Source organism: Acuticoccus kalidii (assembly GCF_021556395.1).
Lineage (GTDB): Bacteria > Pseudomonadota > Alphaproteobacteria > Rhizobiales > Amorphaceae > Acuticoccus > Acuticoccus kalidii.
Map to the genome: position 1 here is coordinate 24,383 of NZ_JAKGCS010000015.1, position 15,150 is coordinate 39,532.

Genomic DNA, 15,150 nt, shown 5'->3' on the forward strand with positions numbered 1-15,150 from the left:
CGGCGAGAGCCGAAGGGATGCGTTGCACCCGTGTGCGGTTTCATGACAAGTCCTCGCGATCCGTCACAACATTGCCGAAGCCATGCGCCCCGCTGTTGCCGAACTCCTCGCTACACTCGACCTCGAACCCCTCGAACGCAACCTCTTCCGAGGCCGCAGCCCCCAGGTCGGATGGCAGCGCGTGTTCGGCGGCCAGGTGATCGGCCAGGCTCTCGTCGCGGCGAACCGCACCGTGGACGACCGGCCGGCCCATTCGCTGCACGGCTATTTCGTGCGGCCGGGCGATCCGGCCGTGCCGATCATCTATCTCGTGGAGCGCGTCCGCGACGGGCGCTCCTTCTCCACCCGGAGCGTGAAGGCCGTTCAGCACGGCGAGGCGATCTTCACGATGATGGTCTCTTATCATCGGTCCGAGGCCGAGGGTCTGTCCCACATCCACGCCCCGTTCCCGGACGTTCCGAAGCCCGACGACCTGCCCGACGAGGATACCCTCAAGGCGATCATGATCGAGAAGGCGCCGGAGGCGGTGCGACGTTATTTCGAGCGCGACCGGCCGATCGAGCTGCGCCCGGTGGAGCTCGACCACTATCTCTCCACGGACGCGCTGGCGCCCCTTCAATATGTCTGGGTCCGCGCGACCGACATTTTGCCCGACGACCCGTCGGTCCATCAGGCCGTGCTCGGCTATCTGTCCGACATGACGCTCCTCGACACTGCGCTCTTCCCGCACGGAAAGTCGGTCTTCGACCGTCAGATGCAGATGGCGAGCCTCGACCATGCGATGTGGTTCCATCGCCCGTTCCGCGCCGACGAATGGCTCCTTTACGCGACCGACAGTCCGACGAGCGAGGGCGCCCGCGGGTTCACGCGCGGGCAGATCTTCGCTCTCGACGGGACGATCGTCGCGTCGACGGCGCAGGAAGGGCTGATGCGGGTCCGGCGGGGGTGACCTTTGCCGCGAAACGTGACGTCCGCTGTTCCTACGCCGCCCGCCACCGGCGTGCAGTTCTCGTCGAGGAATCCATTCGCACCGGCCAGCGTTATGGCTGCGAAAATCCTCGTCACCGCTGAAGGAGACCGTGCCGATCGCGGTCGGGCACGTGCCGAAGGGCAACACGACCCCGTCCCCCGACGGCATTCCGAGTTCTGCACGACCGAAAAGCGCGGCAATGTCTGCCAATGATGACGGAGACGACCGCTCATGCAAGATTCACATCGGGTCTGGCTCACCATCGGCTCCACCGAGCTAAGTTCAGGTGCAGCGATCGGCCAGCTCATTGGCCTTGAGCCCAATAACCAACCGAGGCGGCCCAATGCCCCCCCTCGGAAGGTGTTCAACCTTGAAAGTGACCTTGAGATTTCGGAGCACGCTCCGATGGAGGATCATCTCAGATGGCTGGTTGACCGAACTCGCGAACGATCAGAAGTGATTCGCCGAACCTGTTCGCGACCAGAGTTTTGGGCAAATATTTTAATACAAATTGTTACTGATCAATTCCGTGGAGACTTCAATGTTCCCCACTCTCTTCTGTTAAAAATCGCCGAATTGGGTGTTGATATTCATTTCAGCGTTATCAGCGAAGCTGGCGATGTCGACGACGAGGAAATTATTCTATAACTTGACCGACAGTCGGACAAAAACGCCATTTGCCCGGTCGGGTTCTCCGGTGAAACGCCTTCCGCGGGTATCCAGTATTCTCTCAGCGCGCGACCACCCGCCCCGCACAACGTAGCGTTCCAAAAAAATCATACCGCACATCGAAACGTGTGACGAAAATTCTCTCGGGTGTCGGGCGCTCATCGCTAGGTGACGGCCCCGCGTTCGCGATCGCTTCCGCCCGACCCGAAAAAGTCGGCGCTCGGGTCGAAGACGCGATCATGAAAACGCAGCGCCGCAGCAACATCCTCGACATAAAGCGTCGCATAACGGAATTTTATCATAAAGCCGGCGATGCATACTGGCCATCGCGCCAAAATCAAGCCACGATAGGGGCGCATATGGGGCATCCCCTTCAAACCGCGCACATGGCTCATTTTTTCACGAATCTGTACAATTCCGAGCTAGAAAAACTGAGTCAAATCGGCTTTCACATGCCGCATTCGCGCGTGCCAAATCCAATTGGTATTCGTCACAATTCGCCCGTCTTTGAGCGACGGCGATGGACAAGCCGTTTCGGGACGGGCGCCGCGCCGTCCGCTCACGCGACCGGCTTCGAGGGGAGGTAAGCATAGGCACCGTTTCGGCCCGAGGCGCGGCACGATAATGCTGAATGTCATCGTGCTTGCTCTTGTCCAAATCGCGATTTACTTCGGGGTGATGCTCGCGCTCTTCCGATATCGGAGGATGCTGGGCATCGGGATGTTCTTCTCGGCGCTCTGCGGCGTGACGTTCGCGGAGACTTATCTCGCAACGTCTGTCTTTCTCGACGTCGGCCCCGTCTCGCTCAGCCCGGGGTCCGTCCTTCTCTTTCCGGGGAAGCTGTTCCTCCTGGTGCTCGTCTATATTCGCGAGGACGCGGAAACCGTCCGGCAGCCGATTTATGGGCTCCTACTCGGCAACCTGATCATCACGGCGCTCATCGTGCTCGTGGGCTTGCAGGCGCCCGACACGAACGCCGTCGCGGTCACAATCATCTCCGAATCCGCCTGGCTGTCGGTCTGGGGCACGTTTCTGTTGTTCGTCGACTGTATCGCGATGATCATCCTCTATGAGAAGCTGTCCCAATTGCGGCTGCCGCTCTGGGTCGCATTGTGGCTGACGGGCGCGATCATCCTCACCGCAGATCATCTCGCATTCTTCTCGGCGCTTCATCTCTTCTTCGACGTGCCGCTCAGCGCCTTCCGCGACGGGTTCGTCGGCAAGATGGCGGTCTGCCTGATCTACACCACGATCCTGTGGGCCTATCTGCGGTTCATGGAGCACCACGAGATGGGGCTGGGGCCCGATCTTCGGGATGTGTTCGTGGCTCTCACCTACCGCCAGCGCTTCGAGGCGCTCGACGTCGTCGCGAAGATCGACATCCTCACCGGCGCGCGCAACCGCCGGGCGCTCGCCGAGGAGGGCCCGCGCCTCGTGCGGGAGGCGACCGCGACGGGCCGGCCGCTCAGCGTCCTCCTCGTCGATATCGATGCCTTCAAGCAGGTGAACGACGAATATGGCCATGCCGCGGGCGACCGCGCGCTCAAATTCCTCGTGGAACTCATCAAGTCGACCTTGCGGGACACGGACCCGGTCTACCGGCTCGGCGGGGATGAATTCCTGATCGTCCTCCCGAACGCGACGGCGAACGACGCCAACAGCATCGTGGAGGATCTGCGTGAGGCCGCACGGGACACGGCGATGCCGGAGAGCCCCTGGTCGCTGCATATCAGCATCGGCAAAGCGAGCACGATCGAGGACGGCCGCTCTCTCGACGAGCTCTTGGAGGCGGCCGACAAGAGGCTGTATCGCAGCAAGGCGCACCGGCCGGGCCGCTTCGCCGAATCCCCCGCCCCGGCTTAGGGCCGAAGGGCTCGGGCGCCGATCATCCGAGCCCACCCGTCGCCGGCACGGTGCGGGCCGGGCCTCAGCCCTTCGCTCCCCGCTTGCCGGCCCCCAGCAGCGGCGCCGCCGACGCGTCGAGCGGCCAGCGTGAACGGACGCGTCCGTCCCCCTCGATCGATTGCGCGCTGACACGCTCGAGCGCGGCATAGGCGATCATCGCGCCATTGTCCGTACACAAAGCGAGCGGGGGCGCGACGAACGCCACACCCCGCGCCTCGGCCGCGCGCGTCAACGCGCCGCGCAGCACGAGATTGGCCGCGACGCCGCCGACGGCGACCAAGGTCGGCGCCGCCTCCCCCTCGCTGTCGCGAAAGGCGTCGAGCGCCGCGCCGGCCTTCCGCTCCAACAGCCGCGCCACCGCGTCCTGAAACGAGGCGCAGATGTCGGCGACGTCCTGGTCGGTGAGCGGCGCGGTCTTTTGTGCGGCGAGGCGGACGGCGGTCTTGAGGCCGGCGAAGGACAGGTCGCACCCGGCGCGCTTGGCGAGCGGGGCCGGAAAGTCGAACCGTTTCGGGTCGCCCTCGCGCGCCGCGCGTTCGACCGAAGGGCCGCCCGGATAGGCGAGCCCCAGGAGCTTCGCCGTCTTGTCAAACGCCTCGCCGGCCGCATCGTCGATCGTGCCGCCGAGGCGGCGATAATCCCCGACATCGCGCACGGCGATGAACTGCGCGTGCCCGCCCGACAGGAGCGCGACACAATAGGGAAAGCCGATCCCGTCGGTGAGGCGCGGCGTCAGAACGTGCGCCTCGAGATGGTTGACCGGTACGAACGGCACCCCGGCCGAGGCGGCCAACGCCTTCGCGAAGGTCGCGCCGACGAGGAGGCCGCCGAGAAGGCCGGGGCCCGTCGTGGCCGCGACATGGCCGATCCGGTCGAGCCCGACGCCGGCCTCGGCGAGCGCCTCGCCGACGACGCGGTTGATCGTCTCGAGATGCGCGCGGGCCGCGATCTCGGGCACGACGCCGCCGAATTCTTCATGAAGGTCGATCTGGCTCCAGACCACATTCGACACGATACGCGCCCGCCCCGGCCCGCCTTCGACCACCGAGGCGGCGCACTCGTCGCAGCTCGTCTCGATCCCGAGGACGAAGGGTTCCTCCGATGCGGTCGCTCCCCTATGCTCCACCTGACTGATTACCCTTTGCCCTGGTCTTCAATTGAACACGATACGCATCGGAACTCGCGGCAGCCGGCTCGCCCTCGCCCAAGCGCAGATGGTGGCGGACGCGATCGTCGCCAACGCTGGCATCCCGAAGGACATGGTCGAGATCGTCCCGATCCAGACGACGGGCGACAAGGTGCTCGACCGTCCGCTCGCCGAACTTGGCGGCAAAGGTCTCTTCACCAAGGAGATCGAGACCGGCCTCCTCGACGAGACGCTCGATTGCGCCGTCCATTCGGCCAAAGACCTCGAAACCATCCTGCCGTCTCCTCTGACGCTCGGCGCCTTCATGAAGCGCGCCGACGTGCGGGACGTGTTCATCGGCCGCGGCGGCCTCACCCTCTCCGAACTGCCGGAGGGGGCGACCGTCGGCACCGCGTCGCTGCGCCGCCAGGCGCTTGTGCGCCGAGAGCGCCCCGATCTCAAGGTCGAGGTGTTGCGCGGCAACGTGCAGACCCGCCTGTCCAAGCTGGACGCGGGGGTCTGCGACGGAACGCTTCTCGCCCTCGCCGGCCTCATCCGGCTCGACATGGTGGACGTCGCGAGTGAGATTCTCTCCCTCGATCGCTTCCCGCCGGCCTGTGCGCAAGGGGCGATCGTCGTCGAGATCCGCCGGGACGACGACCGGATGATCGACATCCTCGCCAAGATCAACGACCCGGAGACCGAGCACGCGGTCGGCGCCGAGCGAGGCTTCCTCGCCGCGCTCGACGGATCGTGTCGCACGCCGATCGCCGGCCACGCGACGATCACGGGCGATCGGCTCGATTTCGCCGGCCTCGTCGCGACGCCGGACGGGCTGCGCATCGAGGAGATCGAGGGCAATGGCGCCGTCGCGGACGCGGCCGAGATCGGCTATGATCTCGGCCATCGCCTTCGCGCACGTATCGGACCCTATTTCTTCGAAGGTTAGGCCGTGCCCTTTCGCGTCGCCATCACGAGGCCGGAGCCGCACGGGAGCGAGACCGCGGCCCGCCTTGGCGCGATGGGCTACGAGACGGTCCTCGCCCCCCTCCTCGTTCCTTCGTCCGAAGACGGGCCGGGTCCGGCCGACGGGATCGGGTCGATCGCGCTGACGAGCCGCTTCGCCGCGAAGGTTCTCGCCGCGCACCCGGCGTTTCATCACATCCCCGTCCATGCCGTCGGCGACGCGACGGCGGATGAAGCCCGGCGCGCGGGCTTCGACAGGGTGAGCAGCGCGGCCGGCGCGGTCGACGACCTCTTCGCCATGCTGCGCACCGCGCCGGAGCCGATCGTCCACATGGCGGGCGCCGACCAGCGGGGCGACCTCGTGGAGCGGCTCCGCGCGCGCGGGCAGGACGCGGAGCGGCGCGCCATCTACCGGATGATCCCGAACGCCGCCTTTCCCGCCCCATCCGAGCCGGTCGACGCGGCGCTTCTCTATTCGCCACGCTCGGCCGAAGTCTTCGCCCGCCTGGCGACGGGCCCGGCCTGGCGCGGCGTCACCCTGATCTGCATGTCGCCGTCCGTCGCGGCGCCGGTCTCGGCCACCTTCCCGACGGTCGTCGCGCAAGCGCCGAACCAGGACGCGATGATTGCCGCCCTGCGGCTGGCGCGTGAGGCACGGACACCTATGGTCGACCTTCAAGGCCCGGCGGCGCGAGGCGGGACGGCGTGATCAAGATCCTTCTCAGCCTCGCGATCCTCTTCGTGCTGACGGCGGGCGCGGCCTTCCTCGCCGACCATCCGGGCGCGCTCCAATATGAGTGGTTCGGCGCGACCGGGACGCTCTCCACCTCCGAGGCGCTCGTCTATCTCGTCGTCGGCTTCGCCGCGCTCATCTTCGTGTTGGAGCTCTTGCGCTCCGCCTACCGCGCCCCGACGCGGATCGCCGAGCGGGCGAAGCAACGGCGCCGCGAGAAGGCGTGGAGCGCGCTGTCGGACGGCCTCGTCGCCGTCGCCGCCGGGGACGTGAAGCGCGCCGAAAAGGCCGCCGCGGACGCGCGCCGCCTCGCGCCCGACGAGAAACTGACCGCGCTGCTCGATGCGCAGGTCGCCCAACTCCTCGGCAATCCGGCCGCCGCGACGGAACGCTTCCTCGCGATGACCCACGCTGCCGAAACGCAGACGCTCGGCCTGCGCGGGCTCTCCGTCGAAGCGGCCCGCAGCGGCGATCTCGCGACCGCGCGCGGCCATGCCCGCGCCGCCAACGCGGTCGATCCGTCGCTGCCCTGGGCCGCCGCGGCCGCCTTCGACGCGAGCACCGCCGAACGGGACTGGGCCGCCGCCCTCAAGCTCAACGACGATGCGCAGCGCCACCGTCTCGTCGACCGCGCGGTCTATCGCCGCCGCAAGGCCGTGCTCCTGATGGGCCGCGCCGAGGATGCGCTTCACGCCGGCGACACCGAGCGCGCCCGGATCGACGCGCTCGAGGCCCACCAGCTCGCCCCGAGCCTCGTTCCCGCCGCAACGCTCGCCGCACGGCTCACGGCGGCGCGCGGCAAACGCCAGGCCACCGCGATCATCGACGAGACCACCCGCCTCGCGCCGCACCCCGAGCTGTTCGCCGTCGCGCTCGATATCGCCGATCCGCACAGCGCCGGCCAGCGGCTGAAGCGGGCCGAAGCGCTCGCCGGCCTCGCCCCCGGCAATGTCGAAAGCGCGCTCGCCCTCGCCCGCGCGGCCCGCATCGCCCATGCCTTCGACCGCGCCCGCGCGGCGCTCTTTCCCTTCCTCGACGGCAAGCCGACACAGCGTGTGTGCATCGCCATGGCGGAGATCGAAGCCGCCGACACCGGTGACGAGATCCGGGTGCGCGATTGGCTCGCCCGCGCGGTGCGCGCGCCGCGCGACCCGGCCTGGGTCGCCGACGGCGTCGTCGCCGATCATTGGCAACCGATCTCGCCGGTCACCGGCGCGCTCGACCGCTTTGCCTGGACGGTTCCCGACGGCGACGCCGACAGGCCAGGGCCGACGATCGACCTCACCGGCCTGACGGAACGCCTTCCCGCGCCCGAAGCGCGCCATCTGCCGCCGGCGCCGCGCGCCTCCGTACCCGGCGCCGGAAGCGACGACGAACCCGATCGGCGAGACCGTTCCGAACCGTCCGACCCTCTTTCCTGATCGACCGGCCCGCCCCGCGGGGCCCATCCGCGACGGCCTTCGCCCGCTACCCGACCGGGCGGGCGAAGAGTGCCGCGATGCGATCAGCCGGCCCTTCACTCCCTCCCGAAATCCATCGGATCACGCGCATCGATGCTATTGCGCAAGCTCAAACGTGTGCGCTATCGTTCAAAACTTGGCGTACTGATCAAAAATTTTCCGATATGGAAAAGAAAGGGCCCCAAGTGCTGACAAGACGGAGTTTCGTGAAGGCGGCGTCGTCGACGGGTGTGGCGCTTTCTCTTCCCATGACGAACCTGCGATCCGCCTACGCGCAAGGTGCGGGCCGGGCCGGTGTCCTGCGCGTCATGCCGCAGGCCGACCTCAAGGTTCTCGACCCGATCTGGACGACGGCGGCGATCACGCTCGAGCACGGCTATCTCATCTACGACAAGCTGTTCGAGCGGAACGCCGCGGGCATCCCGCAGCCGCAAATGGCCGAGAGCCACACCGTCTCCGATGATCGCCTGACCCACGAGATCACGCTGCGCGACGGCCTCCAATTCCACGACGAAGCGCCGGTCACGGCCGCCGACGTCGTCCAGTCGCTGAAGCGCTGGGGCCAGCGCGACTCGTTCGGCACGCAGCTCTTCGCCGTCGTGAGCGGGATCGAGGCGGTCGACGACAAGACCGTCCGCATCACGCTGAGCGAGCCCTTTCCCGGTATGGAGATGGCGCTCTCCTCGATCCGCGGGAACCCGCCTTTCATCATGCCGGCGCGCGTCGCCGAAACCCCGATCGACGAGCAGATCACCGAATATGTCGGCTCCGGCCCCTTCATGTTCCGTGAGGATCTGTGGCGTCGCGGCTCGCTCGTCGTCTACGACAAGGCGCCGATGTACGTGCCCCGCGACGAGCCGCAGGACGGTTATGCCGGCGGCAAGGTCGCCCATTTCGACCGCATCGAGTTCGTCTATATCCCGGACTACAACACCGCCCTCAACGCCATCGCGGCCGGCGAGACGGACATCTGGGAGCTTTTGCCCAACGACTATGTGCCGGTGATCGGCGCGATGCCCGGCGTCACCGCCGTGCGCGGCATGCCCGCTTACGGCATGTTCCGGCCCAACAGCCTCTTTCCGCCCTTCGACAATCCGAAGGCGCGGCAAGCGCTCCTTCACCTCATCGATCAGCGCGAGCTGTTGACCGCCATCACCGGCGACCCGGAATTCTTCGAGGTCTGCCCGTCTTATTTCGCCTGCATGGGCCCCTACGCCTTCGCCGACGAAGTGCCGCAATCGACGGTCGACATCGACCGCGCCAAGGCGCTCCTCGAGGAGGCCGGTTATGACGGGAGCCCCGTCGTCGTCCTCGACACGACGAACATCGCCGCGCTTCACACCGCCTCGCTCTATCTCGCCCAGCAGCTCCGCGAGGCGGGCATGAACGTCGACCTTCAGGCGATGGACTGGGGGACGACCATCTCCCGCTATCCGCAGAAGAAGGGCGCGGCCGATGGCGGCTGGTCGATCTTCGCGACCTACACCTCGGCCGTGGACACCGTGTCGCCCCTCGTCCACCGCTATATCAACAGCGGCGAGAAGGCCGAACCCGGCTGGCCGCAGGACGATACGGTCGAGGAGCTGCGCACCGCCTGGCTCGCGACCACCGACGAGGCGGAGCGGGTGTCGCTCGCGAAGGCGCTTCAGGAGCGCACCTTCGAGACGGTGCCCTATATCCCCTGGGGCCAGTTCTACACCGCCCGCGCCCGCCGCGAGAATATCGAGAACTTCTATGGCGAGGCCCCGGTGCCGATCTATTGGGGAATCACGCGGGCTGGCTGAACGGTATGCTCGCGATCATCGCCAAACGCCTCCTCCTCATCATTCCGGTGATGGGGGTGGTCTCCTTCGTGGTGTTCGGGCTCCTCTATCTGAGCCCGACCGACCCCGCGGCGGTGATCGCCGGTGACTACGCGACACAGGAGGCGATCGAGGAGATCCGCACCCGGCTGGGCCTCGATCAGCCGCTTCTCTTCCAGTACGTCCACTGGCTCGGCAATGTCCTGACCGGCGATCTCGGCACGTCGATCTACGAAAACCGGCCGGTGACGACGGTGATCGCCGAGCGCTTCGAGCCGACGATCAGCCTCGCCATCAGTATCGTCATCTTCGCGACGCTGTTCTCGGTCCCGCTCGGGCTCTTCAGCGCCTGGTTCGCGGGCCGGCTGGTCGACCGTCTTACGATGATCTTCGCGGCGATCGGCACCGCGACGCCGCTGTTCATCTTCGCCTACGCGCTCGTCGCGGTCCTCGCGGTGAAGCTCGGCCTGCTGCCGGCTTACGGCTTCGTCTCGATCCGCGAGGGGGTCGGGCCGTTCCTCTATCACATCATTCTGCCGACCCTGTCGGCCGGGCTCGCATATAGCGCCATCATCGCCCGCGTGACGCGCGCCTCCTCGATCGAGGCGCTGAACCAGGACTATATGCGCACCGCGCGCGCCAAGGGGCTCGGCGTGCGCAAGATGATCTTCGGCCACGCTTTGCCGAACGCCTCGATCCCCGTCGTCACCGTCATCGGAACGCGCTTTGCGACGCTGCTCGGCGGCGTCGTCGTCGCCGAGACGGTGTTCGCCATTCCGGGCATCGGCCGGCTCAGCGTCGACGCGATCCTTCACAGCGACTTTCCGGTCGTCCAGGGCGTCATCCTGGTGATGTCGCTCGTCTATGTGATGACCAATCTCGTCGTCGACATCCTTTATACGATCCTCGACCCACGGGTGCGCCAATGACCGCTCTCAGCGTCACCCTCAGCCGCGTCGCCGGCCGGCCGACCCTGTGGATCGCGGGCACGGTCCTCGGCGCGATCGTCCTCGTCTCGCTGTGCGCGCCGCTGATCGTCTCGGCCGACCCGCTGCGCCTCAATCCGATGCAGCGGATGCTGCCGCCGTCCTTCGAGCATCCGTTCGGCACCGACATGCTCGGCCGCGACGTCTTCGCCCGCACCCTCTATGGCGGCCGCCTGTCGCTGATGATCGGCATCTCGGTCGCGACGATGGTGACGGTGATCGGCCTGTTTTTCGGCCTCCTCGCCGGGTTCGTGCGCTGGACGGACATCATCATCATGCGCATCGTCGACGGGCTCCAGGCGATCCCGGCGATCCTCCTCGCCATCGCCATCGCGGCGATCGCCGGCGGCGGCGTGTTCTCGGTGATCTTCGCGATCACCGTCGCCGAGGTACCGCTCGTCGTGCGCCTGGTGCGGAGTGTCGTCCTCACGCTGCGCGGCCAGCTCTTCATCGAGGCGGCACGCGCCGTGGGCACGCCGACACACCGGATCATGACGCGGCACATCATCCCGAACACCGTCGGCGCCCTCGTGGTGCAGGCGACCTATATTTGCGGGATCTCGATCCTCTTCGAGGCGTACCTTTCCTTCCTCGGGGCCGGCATCCCGCCTGAGATACCGAGCTGGGGCAACATCATGGCCGAAGGGCGCAACATCGTGATGCTCGCGCCGTGGACGATCCTCTGCCCCGGCATCTTCGTTGCGCTCGTCGTCCTCTCCTTCAACGAACTCGGCGACGGTCTGCAGGACTTCCTCGACCCCCGCACCGCGAGGCATCTGTGAGCGCGCCCGCCCTTTCGATCCGCAATCTCTCCTCGGGGTTCGCGCTGAAAAACGGCCGCGTGCTGGCGGTCGACGACGTCTCGCTCGACCTTGCGAAGGGGGAGACGCTGGCGGTCGTCGGCGAATCCGGCTCGGGCAAGAGCGTCCTTTCGCTCTCCATCATGCGCCTTCTTGCGCGGCCGGCGGGGCGGATCTTCGGCGGCTCGATCGAATATGGCGGCGAGGATCTCGTCACGGTTCCCGAGCGGCGGATGCGGGCGCTGCGCGGCGACCGGATCTCGATGATCTTCCAGGAGCCGATGACCTCGCTCAACCCGGTGCGCACCGTCGGCCACCAGATCGCCGAGGTCCTCATCGAGCATCGCCGCATTTCCCGCCGCGCCGCCCTCGCCCGCGCCGTCGAGCTTCTCGACAAAGTGCGCGTGCCGGACCCGAAGCGCCGCGTCACCCAGTATCCGCACGAGCTGTCGGGCGGGATGCGCCAGCGCGTGATGATCGCCATTGCGCTCGCCTGCGAGCCGGACCTCCTCATCGCCGACGAGCCGACCACCGCGCTCGACGTCACCGTGCAGGCCGAGATCCTCGCGCTGATGCTCGACCTTCAGGAGAGCACCGGCTGCACCCTCCTCCTCATCACCCACGATATGGGCGTCGTGGCGGAGACGGCCGAACGCGTCGCGGTGATGTATGCGGGACGGACCGTCGAGATCGCCTCGACCGAGACGCTGTTCGCGAACCCGCGCCATCCCTATACGCGCGGCCTGATGACCGCGATGCCCTCGCGCATCCTCACCGATGGCGGAGGCCGGAAGGCGCGGCTCACCGAGATTCCGGGCGTCGTTCCGGGGCCGGATTATAGCCGCGACGGTTGCCTCTTCGCGCCGCGCTGCCCGTTCGCGATCGATCGTTGCCGCACCGCGCGACCACCGCTCGAAGCCTATCCCGACAACCACCTCGCCGCCTGTTTCCGCAGCGAGGAACTGCCCGAGTTCAGGCCCGATGCCTAACCCCGTCCTCACGGTCGAAAATGCCGCCAAGCACTTTCCGATCCGCAAGAATTGGCTCGACCGCTCGCCGTCCGTCGTGCGCGCCGTCGACGGGGTGAGCTTTTCGGTGGAGGCGGGCGAAACGCTCGCCCTCGTCGGCGAATCGGGGTGCGGGAAGACGACCACCGGGCGCATGGCGGTCAAGCTCGAAGACCCGACCGAGGGCGCCGTGGTGTTCGAGGGGCACGACATCACCCGCCTTTCCGAGGGGCGCATTCGTCCGCTGCGGCGGCGGATGCAGTTCGTCTTCCAGGATCCGTTCGGCTCGCTGAGCCCGCGCTTTCGCGCGCTCGATGTCGTCGCCGAGCCGCTCGAGAATTTCGGCCTCGCCCGCACGCCGGCGGAACGGCGCGAGAAGGTCGCGGATCTCTTCGGCCAGGTCGGCCTCAGGCCCGACCAGATGGAGCGCTACCCGCACGAGTTCTCCGGCGGGCAACGCCAACGCCTCGGGATCGCGCGGGCGCTCGCCTCCGATCCCGCCCTCATCGTGCTCGACGAGCCGGTGTCCGCGCTCGACGTGTCGATCCAGGCGCAGATCCTCAACCTCCTGCAGGATCTCCAGGAAGAGCGTCACCTCGCCTTCCTCTTCATCTCGCACGATCTCGGCGTCGTCGCTCACATGGCCCGCCGGGTCGCGGTGATGTATCTCGGCAAGATCGTCGAGGAGGGCACGACGGGCGAAATCTTCGCCCGGCCGCAGCATCCCTATACGCAAGCCCTCCTCAAGGCGGTGCCGGTGCCCAAGCCCGACCGGCAGGCGCTGAAGCGCCGCGTGCGCCTCGCGGGCGATCTGCCGAGCCCGTCGGCGATTCCGAGCGGCTGCCGCTTCCGCACGCGCTGCCCGCTCGCCGCGCCGATCTGCACCGAGGAGGAGCCGCCCTTGCGCCAAGTGTCCGAGACGACGCGCGCCGCGTGCCATTTCGCCGGGGTCGCGGCATGAGCGGCGCGGTCCGCAAGCGCTACGGCGTCGCGATCACGATGCGGGACGGGGTGACCCTGTCGGCCGATATCCTCCTGCCGACGGGAGACGGTCCATTTCCGGCCGTCTTCACCATGACCCCCTACGGCACCGAAAAGGGCGACCCGGCTCTCGAAACGCCCGCACGGCGGTTCAACGCGGCGGGCCTTGCCTATGTCGCGGTCGACGTGCGGGGGCGGTACGATTCCGGCGGAGAATGGTACGCCCACCCCGCGGCCGAGGCCGCCGATGGCAGCGACGTGATCTCCTTCATCGCCGCCGAGCCGTGGAGCGACGGGCGCGTCGCCACCACCGGCCACTCTTATTCGGGGTGGAACCAGTGGCTGATCGCGATGGAGCGCAACCCGCACCATGTGGCGATGGCCTCGTCCGGCGCACCGACGAGCCTCTTCGTCGATTGGCCCAATCTCGACGGCGTTCTCTCCCTCCAGCCGATCGCGACCTGGGCGCTCGGAATGATGTACGCCCGCGGCGGCGATACCGACGATGCCGCGCCCGCCCTCACCTGGAAAGAGGCGCTCTGGCACCTCCCCCTTAGCGAGCTCGACACGCTGATGGCGGGGCGCCGCGTCGCCTTCTGGCAGGATTGGCTGGCGCACGATCACCTCGACGACTATTGGCGCCCCCTCCATATGGCGGGCCGGCACCAGTCGATCACGCTGCCGACCTTCCACGCGACGGGCTGGTTCGATGCGCGGCTCAAGAACCAGGTCGCGGCCTATCGCGGCGTGATGGCGGGAACGACGCGCGACGACCACCTTCTCGTGATCGGGCCGTGGCTGCACTCCCCGGTCGGCAGCGCGCCGCGCTTCGAGATGCGCGATTTCGGCCCCGAGGGCGATGTCGACATGCTTGGCCTGCGCGCCGCCTGGCTCGCGGATATCATGGCCGGCGAGGTCCCGCCCGAGCGGAGCGGCGTCTATTATTTTCTCCAGGTCGCGAACGAGTGGCGCCATGCCGCGCGCTGGCCGATCCCCGGCACGATGTTCGTCACCTACTGCCTCGATAGCGGCGGGGCGGCAAACACGCGACATGGCGACGGCCGGCTCCAGGACGCACCGGGCCGCGGGCCGGCGGATCATTTCATCTACGACCCCGCCGATCCCGTGCCGACCAATTGGAGCCCGACGCGCGCCGAAGGAATCATCCCGTCCGAGCCGCAGGACAACCACGCCGTCGAGGAGCGGCAGGACGTCCTCGTCTACTCCTCGACACCGCTCGCCGATCCGGTCGAAATCACCGGCCCGGTCGAGGCGGAAATCTACTTCTCGACGGATGCGCCGGACACCGACATCACCGTCAAACTTCTCGATGTCGACGAGGAGGGAACGGCCTTCCAGCTCAGCTACGGCATCGCGCGCGGGCGCTTTCACGCGTCATATGAGGCGCCGGAGACGCTGGAACCCGGCCGCATCTACCGGGTGCGCGTCGAGCTTCAGCCGGTCGGCAATCTCTTCCGTCCGGGTCACACGATCCGGATCGAGGTGTCGGCGAGCAACTTCCCGTTCTACGCCCGCAACCTCAACACCGGCGACAATAATGGGACGACGAGCGCGATGCGCCGCGCCCATATCAAGATCGAGCATTCCCACACGCACCCCTCCCGCATCATCCTGCCGGTCGTGCCGAACGGGGCCTCGCGCCGCGTGACGCTGTCGGCCGAGGGCGGGGCTGATCCTTCATGAGGCGCGGGGCCTTCGCCCCTCGCGCCACAGCGACGACGGAC

At 67.4% G+C, this 15,150-nt stretch carries 14 protein-coding genes; 13 read left to right on the forward strand and 1 reads right to left on the reverse strand.

Features of this window, described 5'->3' with window-relative positions; translation table 11 throughout:
* The first annotated feature begins 82 nt into the window (after window positions 1-82).
* From tesB to L1787_RS08155, 4 genes are all read left to right on the forward strand, one after another.
* Window positions 83-949 carry an acyl-CoA thioesterase II gene (gene tesB / locus L1787_RS08140; RefSeq protein WP_235708188.1) on the forward strand — a complete coding sequence of 289 codons (867 nt, stop codon included), beginning with the start codon at window positions 83-85 and terminating at the stop codon, window positions 947-949.
* Window positions 950-1,201: 252 nt separating this feature from the next.
* Window positions 1,202-1,618, forward strand: a complete 417-nt coding sequence (locus L1787_RS08145; RefSeq protein ID WP_235708192.1) for a DUF4279 domain-containing protein — start codon at window positions 1,202-1,204, stop codon at window positions 1,616-1,618.
* 149 nt (window positions 1,619-1,767) lie between these two features.
* A complete protein-coding gene (locus L1787_RS08150) occupies window positions 1,768-2,226 on the forward strand; it encodes a hypothetical protein (protein WP_235708194.1) in 459 nt (152 codons plus the stop codon).
* Window positions 2,227-2,263: 37 nt separating this feature from the next.
* Complete coding sequence (locus L1787_RS08155; RefSeq protein WP_235708196.1) at window positions 2,264-3,502, forward strand: GGDEF domain-containing protein; 1,239 nt, start codon at window positions 2,264-2,266, stop codon at window positions 3,500-3,502.
* Window positions 3,503-3,566: 64 nt separating this feature from the next.
* On the opposite strand, the gene tsaD is transcribed toward L1787_RS08155, so the two are convergent.
* Complete coding sequence (gene tsaD / locus L1787_RS08160) at window positions 3,567-4,670, reverse strand: tRNA (adenosine(37)-N6)-threonylcarbamoyltransferase complex transferase subunit TsaD (protein ID WP_235708198.1); 1,104 nt, start codon at window positions 4,668-4,670, stop codon at window positions 3,567-3,569.
* Between the two features lie 31 nt (window positions 4,671-4,701).
* On the opposite strand from tsaD, the gene hemC reads away from it, so the two are divergent.
* From hemC to L1787_RS08205, 9 genes are all read left to right on the forward strand, one after another.
* Window positions 4,702-5,619 (forward strand): hydroxymethylbilane synthase, encoded by a 918-nt coding sequence (hemC, locus tag L1787_RS08165; protein WP_255720360.1) that lies wholly within the window; start codon window positions 4,702-4,704, stop codon window positions 5,617-5,619.
* 3 nt (window positions 5,620-5,622) lie between these two features.
* Window positions 5,623-6,345, forward strand: a complete 723-nt coding sequence (locus tag L1787_RS08170) for a uroporphyrinogen-III synthase (protein WP_235708199.1) — start codon at window positions 5,623-5,625, stop codon at window positions 6,343-6,345.
* Complete coding sequence (locus tag L1787_RS08175; protein ID WP_235708202.1) at window positions 6,342-7,790, forward strand: heme biosynthesis protein HemY; 1,449 nt, start codon at window positions 6,342-6,344, stop codon at window positions 7,788-7,790. The genes L1787_RS08170 and L1787_RS08175 overlap by 4 nt, the downstream gene beginning before the upstream one ends.
* A 287-nt stretch (window positions 7,791-8,077) precedes the next feature.
* On the forward strand, window positions 8,078-9,613 hold the full coding sequence (locus tag L1787_RS08180; protein ID WP_235708203.1) for an ABC transporter substrate-binding protein: 1,536 nt from the start codon (window positions 8,078-8,080) through the stop codon (window positions 9,611-9,613).
* Window positions 9,614-9,618: 5 nt separating this feature from the next.
* Window positions 9,619-10,560 (forward strand): ABC transporter permease, encoded by a 942-nt coding sequence (locus L1787_RS08185; protein WP_235708205.1) that lies wholly within the window; start codon window positions 9,619-9,621, stop codon window positions 10,558-10,560.
* Window positions 10,557-11,399 (forward strand): ABC transporter permease, encoded by an 843-nt coding sequence (locus tag L1787_RS08190; protein WP_235708206.1) that lies wholly within the window; start codon window positions 10,557-10,559, stop codon window positions 11,397-11,399. Before L1787_RS08185 ends, L1787_RS08190 begins: the two co-directional genes overlap by 4 nt.
* Window positions 11,396-12,406, forward strand: a complete 1,011-nt coding sequence (locus L1787_RS08195; protein WP_235708209.1) for an ABC transporter ATP-binding protein — start codon at window positions 11,396-11,398, stop codon at window positions 12,404-12,406. Before L1787_RS08190 ends, L1787_RS08195 begins: the two co-directional genes overlap by 4 nt.
* Window positions 12,399-13,385: an ABC transporter ATP-binding protein gene (locus L1787_RS08200; RefSeq protein WP_235708211.1), complete on the forward strand. Its 987-nt coding sequence runs from the start codon at window positions 12,399-12,401 to the stop codon at window positions 13,383-13,385. Before L1787_RS08195 ends, L1787_RS08200 begins: the two co-directional genes overlap by 8 nt.
* A complete protein-coding gene (locus tag L1787_RS08205) occupies window positions 13,382-15,109 on the forward strand; it encodes a CocE/NonD family hydrolase (RefSeq protein ID WP_235708212.1) in 1,728 nt (575 codons plus the stop codon). The genes L1787_RS08200 and L1787_RS08205 overlap by 4 nt, the downstream gene beginning before the upstream one ends.
* Window positions 15,110-15,150 lie beyond the last annotated feature (41 nt).